The organism is Streptococcus sp. 2022WUSS037 (assembly GCF_044427225.1).
Taxonomy (GTDB): domain Bacteria; phylum Bacillota; class Bacilli; order Lactobacillales; family Streptococcaceae; genus Streptococcus.
Genome location: NZ_JAOTGJ010000011.1, coordinates 1 through 16,147 on the forward strand (window position 1 = coordinate 1; position 16,147 = coordinate 16,147).

General features: G+C 42.1%; 18 protein-coding genes and 1 pseudogene. 15 read left to right on the forward strand and 4 right to left on the reverse strand.

Features of this window, described 5'->3' with window-relative positions:
• Positions 1 to 287: transposase (locus ODU55_RS05685; protein ID WP_398582203.1), on the forward strand; the 287-nt coding region annotated here is incomplete at its 5' end.
• Positions 250 to 648 (forward strand): hypothetical protein, encoded by a 399-nt coding sequence (locus ODU55_RS05690; protein ID WP_029186524.1) that lies wholly within the window; start codon positions 250 to 252, stop codon positions 646 to 648. The genes ODU55_RS05685 and ODU55_RS05690, both read left to right, overlap by 38 nt.
• 39 nt (positions 649 to 687) lie before the next feature.
• Here the strand turns inward: ODU55_RS05690 and ODU55_RS05695 are convergent.
• Positions 688 to 1,602: pseudogene (locus ODU55_RS05695) on the reverse strand (neutral zinc metallopeptidase).
• A 165-nt stretch (positions 1,603 to 1,767) separates the two neighbouring features.
• Here ODU55_RS05695 and xseA point away from each other — a divergent pair.
• The 11 genes from xseA to ODU55_RS05750 all read left to right on the forward strand — a co-directional run bounded on the left by xseA (position 1,768) and on the right by ODU55_RS05750 (position 10,751).
• Positions 1,768 to 3,111 carry an exodeoxyribonuclease VII large subunit gene (gene xseA / locus ODU55_RS05700; RefSeq protein ID WP_398582204.1) on the forward strand — a complete coding sequence of 448 codons (1,344 nt, stop codon included), beginning with the start codon at positions 1,768 to 1,770 and terminating at the stop codon, positions 3,109 to 3,111.
• Positions 3,086 to 3,301 carry an exodeoxyribonuclease VII small subunit gene (locus ODU55_RS05705; RefSeq protein WP_398582205.1) on the forward strand — a complete coding sequence of 72 codons (216 nt, stop codon included), beginning with the start codon at positions 3,086 to 3,088 and terminating at the stop codon, positions 3,299 to 3,301. Before xseA ends, ODU55_RS05705 begins: the two co-directional genes overlap by 26 nt.
• Entirely contained in the window at positions 3,301 to 4,170 is an 870-nt protein-coding gene (locus ODU55_RS05710; RefSeq protein ID WP_398582206.1) for a polyprenyl synthetase family protein, read from the forward strand. Before ODU55_RS05705 ends, ODU55_RS05710 begins: the two co-directional genes overlap by 1 nt.
• Positions 4,163 to 4,984, forward strand: coding sequence for a TlyA family RNA methyltransferase (locus ODU55_RS05715; protein WP_398582207.1), 822 nt, complete (start codon positions 4,163 to 4,165; stop codon positions 4,982 to 4,984). The genes ODU55_RS05710 and ODU55_RS05715 overlap by 8 nt, the downstream gene beginning before the upstream one ends.
• Positions 4,977 to 5,402, forward strand: coding sequence for an arginine repressor (locus tag ODU55_RS05720; protein ID WP_398582208.1), 426 nt, complete (start codon positions 4,977 to 4,979; stop codon positions 5,400 to 5,402). The genes ODU55_RS05715 and ODU55_RS05720 overlap by 8 nt, the downstream gene beginning before the upstream one ends.
• Positions 5,403 to 5,404: 2 nt before the next feature.
• Entirely contained in the window at positions 5,405 to 7,066 is a 1,662-nt protein-coding gene (recN, locus tag ODU55_RS05725) for a DNA repair protein RecN (protein WP_205028606.1), read from the forward strand.
• Between the two features lie 93 nt (positions 7,067 to 7,159).
• Positions 7,160 to 7,993: a DegV family protein gene (locus tag ODU55_RS05730; RefSeq protein WP_398582209.1), complete on the forward strand. Its 834-nt coding sequence runs from the start codon at positions 7,160 to 7,162 to the stop codon at positions 7,991 to 7,993.
• Positions 7,986 to 8,819 (forward strand): SGNH/GDSL hydrolase family protein, encoded by an 834-nt coding sequence (locus ODU55_RS05735; protein ID WP_398582210.1) that lies wholly within the window; start codon positions 7,986 to 7,988, stop codon positions 8,817 to 8,819. Before ODU55_RS05730 ends, ODU55_RS05735 begins: the two co-directional genes overlap by 8 nt.
• A complete protein-coding gene (locus ODU55_RS05740; RefSeq protein ID WP_398582211.1) occupies positions 8,791 to 9,387 on the forward strand; it encodes a YpmS family protein in 597 nt (198 codons plus the stop codon). Before ODU55_RS05735 ends, ODU55_RS05740 begins: the two co-directional genes overlap by 29 nt.
• Positions 9,388 to 9,476: 89 nt before the next feature.
• Complete coding sequence (locus ODU55_RS05745; RefSeq protein WP_024385016.1) at positions 9,477 to 9,752, forward strand: HU family DNA-binding protein; 276 nt, start codon at positions 9,477 to 9,479, stop codon at positions 9,750 to 9,752.
• Between the two features lie 531 nt (positions 9,753 to 10,283).
• Complete coding sequence (locus ODU55_RS05750; protein ID WP_398582212.1) at positions 10,284 to 10,751, forward strand: GNAT family N-acetyltransferase; 468 nt, start codon at positions 10,284 to 10,286, stop codon at positions 10,749 to 10,751.
• 254 nt (positions 10,752 to 11,005) lie between these two features.
• Here ODU55_RS05750 and ODU55_RS05755 read toward each other — a convergent pair whose 3' ends face one another.
• The 3 genes from ODU55_RS05755 to ODU55_RS05765 all read right to left on the reverse strand — a co-directional run bounded on the left by ODU55_RS05755 (position 11,006) and on the right by ODU55_RS05765 (position 14,721).
• Positions 11,006 to 12,292, reverse strand: a complete 1,287-nt coding sequence (locus ODU55_RS05755; RefSeq protein ID WP_398582213.1) for a hydroxymethylglutaryl-CoA reductase, degradative — start codon at positions 12,290 to 12,292, stop codon at positions 11,006 to 11,008.
• Between the two features lie 61 nt (positions 12,293 to 12,353).
• Complete coding sequence (locus ODU55_RS05760; protein ID WP_398582214.1) at positions 12,354 to 13,508, reverse strand: hydroxymethylglutaryl-CoA synthase; 1,155 nt, start codon at positions 13,506 to 13,508, stop codon at positions 12,354 to 12,356.
• 28 nt (positions 13,509 to 13,536) lie between these two features.
• Positions 13,537 to 14,721, reverse strand: a complete 1,185-nt coding sequence (locus ODU55_RS05765; RefSeq protein ID WP_398582215.1) for an acetyl-CoA C-acetyltransferase — start codon at positions 14,719 to 14,721, stop codon at positions 13,537 to 13,539.
• A 225-nt stretch (positions 14,722 to 14,946) separates the two neighbouring features.
• Between ODU55_RS05765 and ODU55_RS05770 the strand changes: the two genes are divergently transcribed.
• Positions 14,947 to 15,639: a phosphoglycerate mutase gene (locus ODU55_RS05770; RefSeq protein WP_029186538.1), complete on the forward strand. Its 693-nt coding sequence runs from the start codon at positions 14,947 to 14,949 to the stop codon at positions 15,637 to 15,639.
• Positions 15,640 to 15,744: 105 nt separating this feature from the next.
• Positions 15,745 to 16,128, forward strand: a complete 384-nt coding sequence (locus ODU55_RS05775; protein ID WP_398582216.1) for a VOC family protein — start codon at positions 15,745 to 15,747, stop codon at positions 16,126 to 16,128.
• Positions 16,129 to 16,147 lie beyond the last annotated feature (19 nt).

Sequence of the window (16,147 nt, forward strand, 5' to 3'; positions counted from 1 at the left end):
GAACGATGACAGCGGAATTATTTATCAAGTGGTATCAGGAGCAGCTATTGCCATCCTTGACAGAACCCCATGTCATCATTATGGATAATGCAGCTTTTCATCCCAAGAAACAACTAGATGAGCTTGCTGTGGCTAAGGGACACTATTTTCTTCCGCTTCCACCTTATTCCCCGGAACTTAACCCAATTGAACGATTCTGGGCTGGCTTGAAAAGAAAAGTGGCTGAGTTATTGAGGAGATTTCAATCGGTTGAGTATTCTTTGGAATACTATTTTAAAACTAAATGACTATAATAAATGGAAGGACGAAAATCGTTTCTCCAAAATTTTCTTTCGAGACTATCGCAGAGATGTGCAGACTGTCACTTACAAAATAGAGACAGAAATAGAAAAGCAATCAGAAAAGCCCTTCTCTCTCATCGCAGTGATAAAGAATTTCAATAAGTATACTCACTATATTTATGGTGATCAAATTGCTTCTGCTGCGGGATTAGAAGTAGTGGCGCCACGAACAGAGAAGGTTCCTAAAGAGAAGAAAGAGAAAGAACGCAAAGAACGAAAAAAAGATCGTTCGAAAAAGAACCGTCACTCACACAAAGAGCATAAAAAACAACATCGTACCAAAGAATTAACTGGACGTAAAAAATAGATTGGCAGTCAATCTCGGACTGTATTGATAGCGTAGAGGTTAAGGGTTCTCTAAGGAGAATGTATCGGCGGGAGCAAGGTCACCATAGGTATAACCGAGATTAAACCATTTTTTCCTTTGCTCAGAAGTGCCGTGGGTAAAACTGTCTGGAACGGTACGGCCGTAGGCTTCCTGTTGAAGAGTATCGTCACCAACTGCATGGGTAGCATTCATGGCTTCGTCAATATCACCAGCATCCAAGATGCCTTGTCCATCAACATATTTGGCTCAGGCTCCTGCATAATAGTCAGCTTGCAATTCTAAACGAACATTTAGCGCATTGCCTTCCTTATCGGATAGTTGAGCCCGTTTTTGATGGTAAGCCCCAAGAACTTCTAATTCATTTTGAACATGGTGACCAACTTCATGAGCGATGACATAAGCCATGGCAAAGTCACCAGCAGCCTTATATTTGCTAGATAATTCTTGATAGAAAGAAGTATCAATATAAATCTTGCGGTCAGCAGAGCAATAGAATGGACCGGCTTGGGCGGAACCAACTCCACATCCGGTTTGGGTTTGGTTTGTATAGAAAACCAGGGTTGGCGCTTGGTAGGTCAGACCATTTCTTGCAAACTCTTGTGTCCAAAAATCTTCTGTTGAGGCTAGTACCTTACTCATGAATTCTGCATCTGCATCTGCATCTGATACACTGGTACCACTTGTAGTGACTTGACTAGACTGATAAGGATTGGTGTTGGTCGTTGGTGAGAGTAGGCCACCTAGATTAGACATGCCGCCAAAAGCGAAGAGGAGGACCACTAGCACCAATTTTCCTTTCCAACCCAGACGGGAGAAGAGTAGGCTTAGTAAGAGATTACCCCCAGCAGAACCACCAGAGAAAGATGATCCCGAGCTCCTTTGACCTCTGCGGTCCTCAATATTAGAACTTTTTCGTAAATCATCAATTTTCATATAAAACTCCTTGGAATTGCTATTAAAATCCCTATTTTCTCACAAACTATTATATAGTAAAATGCAGAAAAAAACACTGGAAAACTACCAGAAATGTGACGTCCAGTTCTGTATAAAAGTGCATTTTTTGGTATAATAGTAGGGATACAGACAGAAGGAGTGGACATGGTTGAATATTTATCGGTTAGCCATCTAACCAAGTATTTAAAATTAAAATTTGACCGCGATCCGTATTTGGAGAGGGTCTATTTGACTGGGCAAGTGTCCAATTTCCGTAAGCGTCCTAGCCATCAATATTTTTCGCTCAAGGATGATAAGGCGGTCATTCAAGCGACCATGTGGGCAGGCGTCTATAAAAATCTGGGCTTTGAGCTTGAAGAGGGAATGAAAATCAATGCGGTTGGTCGTGTGCAGCTATACGAACCAAGTGGATCCTATTCCATTGTCATTGAAAAAGCAGAGCCAGATGGGATTGGAGCCTTGGCTATCAAGTTTGAACAACTGAAACAAGCTCTGACCCAGGAAGGCTTATTTAAGCAGGAATTCAAACAGGAGTTGCCACGGTTTACTAAGAAAATTGGTGTAATTACCAGTCCGAGTGGTGCTGTTATTCAGGATATTATTACTACGGTCCGTCGGCGTTTTCCAGGCGTAGAGATTGTTCTCTATCCGACCAAGGTGCAAGGAGATGGGGCTGCTCAGGAAGTTGTTGCCAATATTCAAAGAGCCAATGAACGGGATGACTTAGATGTTCTCATCGTTGGTCGAGGTGGTGGTTCTATCGAAGACCTTTGGGCCTTCAATGAGGAAATTGTGGTTCGGGCTATTTTTGAATCCCGAATTCCTATCATTTCTAGCGTAGGTCATGAAACAGATACAACTCTGGCTGACTTTGTGGCAGATAGACGAGCGGCTACCCCAACAGCTGCCGCAGAATTAGCAACTCCTGTGACCAAGGCAGATTTGCTGGGCTACCTCAATCAGCAGGAAAATAGAGCCTATCAGGCCATGACCAATCGTTTGAAATTCCTGAGAGGTCAGCTTGAAAAAATTAGCCAGTCAGTTATGTTCCGCCAGCCTGAACGCTTGTATGATGGCTATTTACAAAAATTAGACCGCTTGACCAATCAATTGCAGACACGGATGAAAGAACTCTATAGCCAGCAGAAACAGGCTAGTCTCCTACTACAGCAACGATTACAAGGTGTGCATCCAGGTCGTAAAGTAGAGAGTTTCCAAGAGAGAATTATCCAGCAGGAACGACTCTTGAAGAGCAATATGGCCAATATCTATGACAATAAGATGGCTAAGGCGGACAAGCTGATCGAGGCCTTGACCATGCTGGATACCAGTCGCATCGTGGCCCGTGGCTACGCCATGATTCGTCAAGATGGTCGAGTGATTGATAGTGTAGAAAATGTACAAATGGGTGAAAACCTAACCATCCAGATGAAGGATGGTCAACTTGATGTGGAGGTAAAACATGTCCAAACAGACGAAAACATTTGAAGAAAACTTAGCTGAATTAGAAGGAATCGTTACCAAATTGGAGCGAGGCGATGTGGCTTTGGAAGAAGCACTTGCTGAGTTTCAAAAGGGAATGGTCCTATCGAAAGACCTACAAAAGACACTAGAAGAAGCTGAAAAGACCTTGGTCAAGGTCATGCAGGCGGATGGCAGTGAAGTGGAGATGGACTAGTGGTTGCCAGTAAATTGCAGCGACTTGAGGAAGCCATGGTAGACTTTTATCAACCTCAGGTAGCAGAACGCCTCAACCAATCGGTTCTTTATTCGCTACAGGCTGGCGGGAAACGAATTCGCCCCTTGCTTTTATTGACTATCTTAGAGTCTTTTGGAATGGAATTAAAACAAGCTCATTACCAAGTGGCAGCATGTGTCGAGTTGATTCATACGGGAAGTTTGATTCACGATGACCTGCCTGCTATGGATAATGATGATTACCGTCGTGGTCGCTTGACCAACCACAAGGTTTACGATGAAGCAACAGCAATTTTAGCAGGGGACAGTCTCTTTCTAGATCCATTTGGTTTCCTAGTCCAAGTTGATTTACCAGCTGAGACAATCCTTGCTCTCGTGAGAGAGCTTTCCCAGGCATCTGGGACCTTTGGAATGGTTGCTGGGCAGGTCCTAGACATGGCAGGAGAAGGGCAATCTCTTTCCTTGGAGCAATTACAAGCCATTCATGCAAATAAGACTGGGAAATTATTGACCTTCCCCTTTGTAGCAGCAGGTATCATTGCAGGTCAATCGGACGTGGTAATCAGCCATTTGCGACAAGCAGGTCAATTAGTTGGTCTAGCCTTTCAAGTTCGGGATGATATTTTGGATGTGACAGCCACTTTTGAGGAAATCGGAAAAACTCCTCAAAAAGATGTAGTGGCAGAGAAGTCCACCTACCCTGCTCTGATGGGCTTGGAGGCCTCAAAAGTATTTCTAGAAGATAGCTTGAATCAAGCAATCAACGAGCTAGATCAAGTGGCTAAACAAGTCCCATTTTCAACAGAAAAAATCAAAGAAATCATAGAAAGTTTACGAATCAATGGCTAAGGAAAGAGTAGATGTACTAGCTTTTAAACAGGGGCTTTTCGAGACGAGAGAGCAGGCCAAACGTGGTGTTATGGCTGGACTGGTTGTATCGGTGATCAATGGCGAACGTTATGACAAACCCGGCGAGAAGATTGATGAGGGAATTGAACTCAAAATCAAGGGGGAAAAACTCAAGTATGTCAGTCGTGGCGGTCTCAAATTGGAGAAAGCCTTGCAGGTTTTCCAAATATCAGTTGAGGGTCAAACGACGATTGACATTGGGGCATCAACAGGTGGATTTACGGATGTTATGTTGCAGGCTGGTGCCAAGCTGGTTTATGCTGTGGATGTCGGTACCAATCAACTCGCTTGGAAATTACGTCAGGACGAGCGCGTGATCAGCATGGAACAGTACAATTTCCGCTATGCTGAGTTGGAAGATTTCGAACTTGGTCAACCAAGTTTTGCGTCCATTGATGTCAGCTTTATCTCCCTGAGCTTGATTTTGCCAGCACTCCATCGTATTTTATCGGAAGGCGGCCAGGTTGTTGCCCTGGTTAAACCCCAATTTGAAGCTGGACGGGAACAGATTGGGAAAAATGGCATTGTCAAGGATAAGGCAGTTCACTTGAAGGTCTTGGAAGATGTGACAAAGATGGCGGTGGAAACAGGTTTTTCTGTCAAAGGACTGAGTTTCTCACCAGTTCAAGGCGGTCATGGCAATATCGAATTCTTGGCTCATTTAGAGAAATCAACTCAACCAAACCAGATTGACAAAGAGGTCATATCAACTACAGTCTATCAAGCACATGAGGAATTTAAAAAGGATGAATAAACGAGAACGATTAGAAGTCATTAAAGATTTGGTAGTCCGATTTCCTATTGATACACAGGAAGAAATTGTTGAACGTCTAGAAGCAATGGGTGTCCATGCGACACAAGCAACGGTTTCACGTGATATCAAGGAATTGGGCATTATTAAGGTTCCATCAGCAGATAAGGGATATATTTACGGTTTACCAAAGGCAGGTCTTGTTAAGGTAAAATCGCAGAATGTTTTTGAAGTCTCAGTGATGGATAAAATGATTAATCTCCGTCTGGTACCCGGAAGTTCTGCTGTGGTCAAACGCCAGATTTTGGAACAATTTCAAGAACATGTTTTTTCAATTATTGCTGACGATGATAGTATTTTAGTCATTGTAAAAGATGAAGGAGTTATTCCAAAGCTTGAACAAACGGTTAGAGGGTGGTAGCCATGTTACTAGAAGTGTCCATTAAAAACTTCGCCATTATTGAGCAGGTATCACTGAATTTTGAAAACGGGATGACCATCCTATCTGGTGAAACAGGTGCAGGTAAATCCATTATCATTGATGCCATGAATCTGATGCTAGGGGCGCGTGCGACGACAGATGTTATCAGACATGGGGCCGCTAAGGCTGAGATTGAAGGTCTTTTTTCCTTTGAAAATAGCAGAGCTCTAGAGCAGATTTTGCTTGAACAGGGGATTGAAGTGGCGGACGAACTCATTATCCGTCGTGAAATCCTACAAAATGGCCGTTCGGTCAGCCGTGTCAATGGACAAATGGTCAATTTATCTGTCTTGAAACAGATTGGGCAATATTTAGTAGATATTCATGGTCAACATGACCAGGAAGAATTGATGAAATCCCAGCACCATATCCGTCTTTTGGACAGTTTCGGAGAAGATGAGTTTTGGAGTCTTAAAGACCGTTATCAGACAACCTTTGATGCCTATCGTAGTCTTCGCAAACGAGTTCTTGAAAAGCAAAAAAACGAGCAAGAACACAAGGCGCGGATTGAGATGTTGGAATACCAAATTGCTGAAATCGAAGCAGCAGATTTGAAGTCTGGCGAAGATATTCAACTCAATCAGGAACGCGATAAACTGCTCAACCACAAACAAATTGCAGATACACTGACCAATGCCTATGCACTGTTAGACAATGAAGATTTTTCAAGCTTGAACAACCTACGCTCAGCTATGAGTGACTTGCAAAGTCTGGAAGAATTTGATCCAGACTACAAACAGCTCTCTTCTAGCCTGACAGAAGCTTATTATGTCGTTGAAGATGTGACCAAGCGTCTCAGTGATGTGGTGGACAATCTAGACTTTGATGGCAATCGTCTCTTGCAATTGGAAAGTCGTCTGGATTTGCTCAATACCATTACGAAGAAATATGGTGGAACTGTCGATGATGTTTTGGATTATTTTAGTAAAATCAGCGAAGAATACAATCTATTGACAGGCAATGATTTATCTGGTGATGATTTGGAAGTTCAGCTTAAGAACTTAGAGAAAGAATTGGTTGAACGAGCAGGTCAGCTCAGCCAATCACGCCATGAATTGGCAGCTGTTTTAGAAGATATTATCCGCCAAGAATTGCAAGACTTGTATATGGAGAAAGCTCGTTTCCAAGTTCGATTTACCAAAGGAAAATTTAATCGAGAAGGAAATGAAACGGTAGAATTTTACATCTCCACCAACCCAGGTGAAGACTTCAAGCCTCTGGTTAAGGTGGCTTCTGGAGGAGAATTGTCTCGCTTGATGTTGGCCATTAAGTCAGCCTTTGCCCGTAAAGAAGGTAAAACTTCTATTGTCTTTGACGAGGTGGATACAGGAGTTTCAGGTCGTGTAGCCCAGGCTATTGCCCAGAAAATCTATAAAATCGGTCAATATGGTCAGGTCTTGGCTATCTCACATTTACCACAGGTCATTGCCATCGCGGATTATCAGTTCTTTATTGAGAAAATTTCCGACGAACATTCGACCGTTTCTCGTGTCCGTCTCTTGACCAAAGAAGAGCGTATTGAGGAAATTGCCAAGATGTTAGCCGGTGACAAAATCACAGATGCAGCCCGTAATCAAGCAAAAGAATTAGTAGAAAAAGGTTAGGTGACTAGCCTTTTTGCTTATGTCCAAAGTTTATTTTTTGGTCAAAATTTGTTATAATAGATGGCAAAATTGAAGAGAATTGTAGGATGAAATATGTCAAAGATTAAGATTGTTACGGATTCAAGTACGACTATCGAACCCAGTTTGGTCGAAGAATTGAATATAACAGTTGTTCCATTATCTGTTATGGTTGACGGAGTCGTCTATTCAGATAATGACCTTACAGAAGGGGAATTTTTGGGATTGATGCGAGGATCGAAAAACTTGCCAAAAACAAGTCAGCCCCCAGTAGGTCTCTTTGCGGAAACTTTTGCTGATTTGGCTAAAGACGGCAGTCAGATTATCGCCATTCTCCTGTCGCATGCCTTGTCAGGGACAGTAGAAGCTGCTAGACAAGGAGCAACCCTTTCTGGCGCTGATGTGACAATACTCGATTCAAGCTTTACAGATCAGGCTGAAAAATTCCAAGTTGTAGAAGCAGCACGCATGGCACAAGCTGGTGCCAGCAAAGAAGAGATCCTTGCAGCTATTGAAACAGTCAAAGAAAAAACGGAATTATACATCGGTGTATCAACCCTAGAAAATCTAGTCAAGGGTGGTCGTATTGGACGTGTTCAAGGGATGTTGAGTAGCCTACTCAATATCCGTGTCATCATGGAAATGAAAGACCATCAGCTAACTCCGATTGTCAAGGGACGAGGCAATAAGACCTTTAAAAAATGGCTGGAAGAGTTCACGGCAACTCTAGCAGATAAAAAAGTAGCCGAGATTGGTATTTCCTATTCAGGAACGGCAGATTTTGCAAATGAAATGAAGAGTCAATTACAAGAGTACGTCTCAAAAGAAATTTCTGTCTTAGAGACAGGCTCCATTATTCAAACTCATACCGGTGAGGATGCCTGGGCTATTTTGATTCGTTATGAATAACAGGAAGTTGATTCAAGGCTTTGTTTACTTTTTCCTCTGTCTTTTAGCTTCTATTTTCCTTTTTCACCACATGATTCCCTCCGCTCCGTCTTTGTTGACAGACAAAGAAATTAGTAGTAAGGAGCGGACAACACTCACCTATCTTGCTTTAGGAGATTCCCTGACGGAAGGTATTGGAGATACAACTGGACAGGGGGGCTTTGTTCCCTTGTTGGCTCAATCTCTAACTAACGATTATGGTTATGAAGTAGATTATAAAAATTTCGGAGTTTCTGGGAATACCAGTAATCAGATTCTTAAGCGAATGAAGGAAGATGGAGAGCTGATAAGCTACTTAAAAACAGCAAATCTGTTAACTCTGACAGTTGGTGGCAACGATTTGCGCAAAGCTATTATTAAAAACATTGCCAATCTCAAAGTTTCAACTTTTGATAAGCCCGCAAAAGATTACGGAAAACGATTGGATACAATTATTAAGACAGCGCGTAAGAATAATCAAAATCTTCCCATCTATGTTGTCGGGATTTACAATCCACTCTACCTCAATTTTCCTGAATTGACAGAGATGCAGACAATTGTTGATAATTGGAATACTATGACAGAACAGATAACTGAAAAATATCAACATGTCTATTTTGTTCCGATCAATGATTTGCTCTATAAAGGATTGGAAGGGGAGGCTGGTATTAGTCAAAATGGTAGCCAAGTTACCAATAATTTACTGTATGAGGAAGACAGTTTCCATCCCAATAATACTGGATATGAGATTATGAAAAAAGCGATATTGGAGAGAATGAATGATACCACGGAAAGCTGGGAACCTTAATATTTGGAAATGGCTATTTTTAGCCCAGTTGGCTTTATTGATTGGTTGCGGAATAGTCCTCTATACACGGATTCAAACAGATAGAGAGGATTTAACGAAGCTCGTTCAGACTAGTACAGAAGATACCAAGGTTGGGACCTTCTCCACTAATAGGGAACAGCTCAACCAAACCCTCACTAACTATCTAAAAGATTATCAGACGGAAGAGTTTTCCTATCAATTATTCGTAACGAGTCAGCAAGTTGTTTTTGAAGGCAGCTATCAGATTTTTGGTGTGACTATCCCACTCTATATTTATTTTCAACCTAGCAAAGTGGAAGATGGCAGTATTTTGTTACGGATAATAGAAATATCAGCTGGCAGTTTATCCTTGCCGAAAGCAGAGGTATTAGCCTATTTACAAAAAAATTATAAACTACCTGCCTTTGTAAAAATAGACTCTGAACAAGCGCAAGTACAGGTTCAACTGACAGAACTGAAGAACAAATTTGGTCTGTATGGAAAGGCGAATACGATTGATTTGTACAACGATCAATTCATTGTTGATATCTACAGAAAAAGACAGTAAAATAGCGTTAAAAACTTGACCAAACGCCTAAAATTCGGTACTATATAGAAGTGAGTAATAACTCAGAAAATTATTGGAGGACTTAGCAAATGGCTAATAAACAAGATTTGATTGCAAAAGTTGCAGAAGCAACTTCATTGACTAAAAAAGACTCAGCAGCAGCTGTTGATGCAGTATTCGGAGCAGTAGCAGACTACCTTGCAGCTGGTGAAAAAGTACAATTGATTGGTTTCGGTAACTTTGAAGTTCGTGAGCGTTCAGCACGTAAAGGTCGCAACCCACAAACTGGTAAAGAAATCGAAATCGCAGCTTCAAAAGTTCCAGCATTCAAAGCTGGTAAAGCTCTTAAGGATGCAGTAAAATAAAACAGTCTGGGGATAGACTGTTTTATCCCTCGCCTAGAAATAAAAGAGCGAGGAATAACGTGAAAAAGCCTATTGTATCAACGTTTCTACGCTGTGCAGTAGGCTTTTTTCTGTATTTTGGGACAAATAAGGGGCAAAAGCATTTTGCGTCAAAAGAGGGAGAAGCTTTATACTCAATGAAAATATAAAGTAGCCTAGGAAACGAAGCCGAAGATAGAACTCTGTTACTTTCTTATTTCAAGGTAACAGGCTGAAAACCTCCACTGGAGTTTTTCACTCATCAAGGCTCTTGACAACGGTTAATTTTGATTTTCGAAGAGTATTAGTAGTTCTCTACAGTACACATTCTCGTTTTAAGACAACAAAAAAACCAGCCTTGGCCAGCTGATTTTTTAGGAGATTTATGAAAAATTTTAGGATACACTTATAGTATACTCGAATTTTCAGATTCTTCATCGGTCTGTAGACCTATTTTGTTAAAAAATAAACATGTGTTATAATAGAAAAAATAAAAAAAAGGGGAGATTTTTTATGACAATCCGTAAAGCTAGACAATCTGATATTCCAGTTTTAAATGAATTGCTTCAAGATATTTTACAGGTGCATCATCAGGCACGACCAGATATTTTTAAAAGTGCAGGTCAAAAATTTTCTGAGGCTGAATTAGTAGCACTTTTGGAAAATCCAGATAAGCCTATTTTTGTCTTTGAGCTAGAGGGACAAGTGGTTGGGCATCTTTTTTGTGAATTATCTACCGCAACAGGCGATGTTTTAGAACCAGTTAAAACCTTGTTTATTGATGATTTGTGTGTAGCCAATTCGGCGCGTGGTCAAAAAATTGGCGAGCAACTGTATGAATTTGCTCTTTCCTATGCTAAGGAGCAGGATTGCCACAATCTTACCTTGGATGTATGGGCTGACAATGCAGGAGCTGTCCGTTTTTATGAACGCCAAGGAATGAAACCGCAAAAGTTCCGTATGGAGCAAATAATAGAGTAAGGCTGGGCAAAAAGCCCAGAACCACTACTCAGAGTTCGTGTCAACATCTCAGCGCAGTGGTTGATTGGCAGATTTGTTCGTGTTTTGCACTCCAAATCTGACCATTACGACTGTTGCGAACAAAGTTCGCTTCATCTCCAACCTCCAAAGGTTCCCCGAACCTTTGGAGCTATGCGGGGGTGGGAGTGAAACAGTCTGGGGATAGACTGTTTCAGCTCAACAACTTAAAACGAAAAATTGTTGACGAACTCTTTTTATTTTGGTCGTGTTCTTTCCCACTCCCAATGTTCTCTCATTTTTGCTAATAAGTTTTGAGCAGTTTCTAGGTTGCTGTGCTTTTCTTTTCGCAGGAGTTGGGCTAGTTGGTCTACTTCATGCTCCTCGGCGCCAGCAAGTAGCGCTAGGGATTTTGCGTGGAGCTTCATGTGACCAGCCTGAATCCCTGAAGTAACAAGAGCACGCAGGGCAGCAAAGTTCTGACAGAGACCGACAGAAGCGATGATAGAAGCTAATTGGCGTGCCTTTGGTTGTTGGAGAAGGTCAAAAGCGACTGCTACCTTTGGATTGAGCCCGATAGAGCCACCGACGGAGGCGATCGGAAGAGGTAGGGTGATGGAGCCGACCAAGTGCTCGCCATCAATAGACCAAGTAGAAAGCCCTTTGTATTGCCCATCACGGCTGGCATAAGCATGGGCCCCGGCTTCGACTGCCCGCCAGTCATTTCCTGTAGCGATAACGACAGCATCTATACCATTAAAAATCCCCTTGTTATGGGTAGCAGCTCGATAAGGGTCCACTTGCGCCAGTTTGCTTGCTAAGGCTATTTTTTGAGCAGTTTCTTGAGCAATGGCAGAGCTGGTAGCCAGACTAGAGATGGCTATATGACATTGGGCGGTTACCAGTGACTCCGTTGCATAGTTGGAGAGGATTCCCATCAAAGCCTGTCCCTTGCTGAGCTTTTCTAAATCATCCTTAATCGCTTCTAACATGTTATTGAGGATATTGGCTCCCATGGCTTCTTGTACATCAACTTGAAGATAGACAATCAAAAACTCATCCTTACTCTCAACAGTCAATTCTCTTGCACCGCCCCCTCGTTTGACAATGGAAGGGTGTGCTTGATTGGCAGTTTCTAAAATACTCTCCTTCTGGTCAAGAATCGCCTGTGTCGCTCTGCTATGGTCCGAAATATCGTAGAGCGCAACTTGTCCAATCATGATACGGTTATGAATAGTCGTTGTAAAACCGCCAGATTTAGCAATGATTTTGGCTCCGAAAGACGCAGCTGCAACCACAGAAGGTTCTTCAGTAACCATCGGTACAGAATAAGTTTGTCCATCCACTAGAAGTTCTGGAAGTACAGAAAAAGGTAAGGAAAACGTTCCTAGATGATTTTCTGCCATCTTTCCCGCAATTGCTTCTGGCAGGTTTTTGTCTTTGTATAGAATGTCTAAGCTATCTTCGGATAGGGAACGATTCTGACGGAGAATATCAATGCGCTCTTGGCGTGATTTTTTATAAAATCCGGAAAAAGTTGACATAGTTTCCTCTTTCTATAGGAAAGCGCCCCTTGGTGAGAGCCAAAGGGCGCCGTTTTGGCTTCTATTTACGATAGATACGTTTGTGATTGTCCACTTTGATAAGGGCAAAGGGAGTTTGGTCTTCTGGTAGGTCAAGGGATGAACCAGTTTCATCAAGGGTAATTTCTTCAAAGAAGACTTGTTCGTATTCCTCAATGCTGAGTTTAGTACGCTGATTGAGTTGTTCTAAGCGATTTTCCTGCAGGTGGTCACGATAGCCTTCCACGAGTTGACCACTGAAAATTTCACAGACAGCACCGCTACCATAGCTATAAAAGAGGATTTGATCCCCTGTCTCTAAAGCTCTGCTATTTTCCAAAAGGGAAAGGAGGGAGAGGAAGATAGAGCCAGTGTAGATGTTGCCGACAACCTTATTATAGACGATTGCTTCTTGGAAACGCTCTGTCAAACGTTCCAATGTTTCTTCGTCCTGAGTGATAGCCTGCAATCCTTTAAGACCTTGTTTGGAGAAAGGAATGTGTAAGCACATGGCAGCAAAATCGTTGAGGGTTTTGCCTGTTTTTTGTTGATAGTAGTCGAAAGTTGTCGTCAAGCAATCGGTGTACTGTTCAGTTGAAAATTTACCATCAACACGTGGATATTTGTCGTAGTTAGGACGCCAGAAGTCGTAGATGTCACGTGTCTGGCAGACATTATCATTGTTGAGGACCAAAATTCGTGGGTTTGCGGTTACCAACATGGCAACTGCACCAGCACCTTGGGTAGGTTCACCGCCAGAAGCGACTCCATATTTTGCAATATCACTAGCAATGACTAGGACTTTTGATTCTGGGAATTGAGCGATATGGCTTTTGGCAAGACTTAGTCCAGCCGTTGCACCGTAACAAGCCTCCTTCATCTCGATGGAACGAGCGAAGGGCTGAATACCGAGTAATCCATGAATGGTGACGGCAGCAGCCTTACTTTGATCTACGCTAGATTCTGTACCGACAATAACCATGTCAATGGTTTGTTTATCTTCTTCTGTCAGAATGGTTTCGGCAGCCGTTGCACCAAGACTGATAATATCTTGAGTGATAGGAGCTACAGCCATTTCAGACTGAAGAAGACCAATCTTAAATTTATTTGGGTCCACATTGCGGGCTTGGGCTAAATCAGCCAAATCTAAAACATAATCGGGTGCCGCAAATCCGATTTTATCAATACCGATGTTCATAATATATCCTTTGTGTACAAATGATAGGTTAACTTGTTTGCGCATTGGAAACGATTAGGGAGATGCCCTGACCGCCTCCGATACAAAGTGAGCAAAGACCAAGCTCTTTTTCTTGCTTGATTAATCCGTGAATCAGAGTGACTAGGATTCGACTACCACTAGCTCCGATTGGATGTCCAAGGGCGATAGCACCACCATTGACATTGACTTTTGCAGGATTAATGCCGAGTTGTTTGACAACTGGAATTGATTGGGCTGCAAATGCCTCGTTGAGTTCAAATAAGTCAATATCTTCGACGGATTTGCCGATTTTTTCAAGGGCTTTTTGACTAGCTGTTATAGGACCTAACCCCATATAGGCAGGATCTAAACCGCTTGTTGCATAGGCCTCAATATAGGCGAGTGGCTGGATATTTAGCTCACTGGCTTTTTCATCAGACATGAGTACCAAGACAGCACAGCCGTCGTTGATGCCAGAAGCATTGGCTGCGGTGACGGTTCCATCTTTTTTGAAAGCTGGACGGAGTGTTGCCAATTTTTCAATTGGCGTCAGACGAGGATACTCATCTGTGGCAAAAATAGTTTCGCCTTTTCGGTTTTTTAGTCTAATAGGAACAATTTCGTCAACAAATCTTCCCTCAGCAATAGCTTTTGCAGCCTTCTCTTGGCTACTGTATGCAAAAGCATCTTGCTCTGCGCGACTGACTTGATAGCGTTCAGCAACATTTTCTGCAGTAATGCCCATGTGATAGTCGTTGAAGGCATCTGTCAAACCATCTGTTAACATGGAATCTTCCAGACTAATATGCCCTAATTTACTACCAAACCGGCTAGTTTTGGATAGATAAGGTGCCTGGCTCATGATTTCAATGCCTCCAGCCACAACTACATCATTGTCACCGAGAAGGATTGATTGTGTGGCAAGAAGGACTGATTTGAGACCAGAACCACAGACTTTATTGACTGCATAGGCAGAGGCTGTCTGAGGAATGCCTGCACGAATAGCAATTTGACGTGCAATATTTTGTCCTTGTCCTGCTGAGAGAACATTTCCGAAGATAACTTCATCAACGCTGTCTGCAGGGATGTTTTTATTAGCTAAGGCTGTTTCGAGGACTTGCGCCCCTAAATCAGCGATTTCAATATCTTTCAGACTACCTCCGAAACTGCCGATGGCAGAACGATAGGCAGACACGATAGCTACTTTTTTCATGATAACTCCTATAGTGGTATCGTTTTGAACTGTCGTGTTCAGCCTTACTATTATACCATTATTTTGTCTTTTTTCTAAGAAGAAAGATAGGTCTAGAGACTGAATTTACATGAAAGAGTAATGAAAGCGTACACAGATTGTGGAAAGGCTGGCATTTTTTTACCTTTTCGTGTAAAATAGAGAAGTATAAGAGGGGAACCTCAAAATTTAAAGGAGAATCCATAAATGGTAAAATTGGTTTTTGCTCGCCACGGTGAGTCTGAATGGAACAAAGCTAACCTTTTCACTGGTTGGGCTGATGTTGATTTGTCTGAAAAAGGTACACAACAAGCGATTGATGCAGGTAAATTGATCAAAGAAGCAGGTATCGAATTTGACCTTGCTTTCACATCAGTTTTGAAACGTGCTATCAAGACTACAAACTTGGCTCTTGAAGCATCTGATCAATTGTGGGTACCAGTTGAAAAATCATGGCGTTTGAACGAACGTCACTACGGTGGTTTGACTGGCTTGAACAAAGCTGAAGCAGCTGCTGAATTTGGTGATGAGCAAGTTCACATCTGGCGTCGTTCTTATGATACTTTGCCACCAGAAATGGCTAAAGATCATGAGTATTCAGCACACACTGACCGTCGCTATGCACACCTTGATGATTCAGTTATTCCAGATGCAGAAAACTTGAAAGTAACGCTTGAGCGTGCTCTTCCATTCTGGGAAGATAAAATTGCTCCAGCATTGAAAGACGGTAAAAACGTATTCGTAGGTGCACACGGTAACTCAATCCGTGCCCTTGTAAAACACATCAAACAATTGTCTGATGACGAAATCATGGATGTGGAAATTCCAAACTTCCCACCACTTGTATTCGAATTGGATGAAAACTTGAACATTGTGAAAGAGTACTACTTGGAAGCATAATTCATTTAAGGCCTGAGTTCGCTCAGGCTTTTTTAGTTTTGAATATCGGATTTTTCATAGAGAGTATGGTATACTGGTGGTATTAAAAGGTAGGAGGAGTTTATTATGACAAGTAAAAAAATGCTACATGCATGTTTGCGTGTTGAGAACTTAGAAGCATCTCAAAAATTTTATGAAGAAGCATTTGGATTTAAGGAAACCCGTCGCAAGGACTATCCAGAGCACAAGTTTACCTTGGTTTACTTAGCACTTGAAGGGGATGACTTTGAGATTGAATTGACCTACAATTATGATCATGGTCCCTATATCGTAGGGGATGGCTTCTCGCATCTAGCTCTTTCTTCGGATGACTTAGAAGGGGACAATGCGAAACATAAAGAATTGGGCTATCCAACGACAGACATCAAGGGCTTGCCAGGAAGTCCAGGTCGTTATTATTTTGTGACAGATCCAGATGGCTACCGTGTGGAAGTCATTCGTGCAGATTAATTTAGAAAAGATTGCCTAG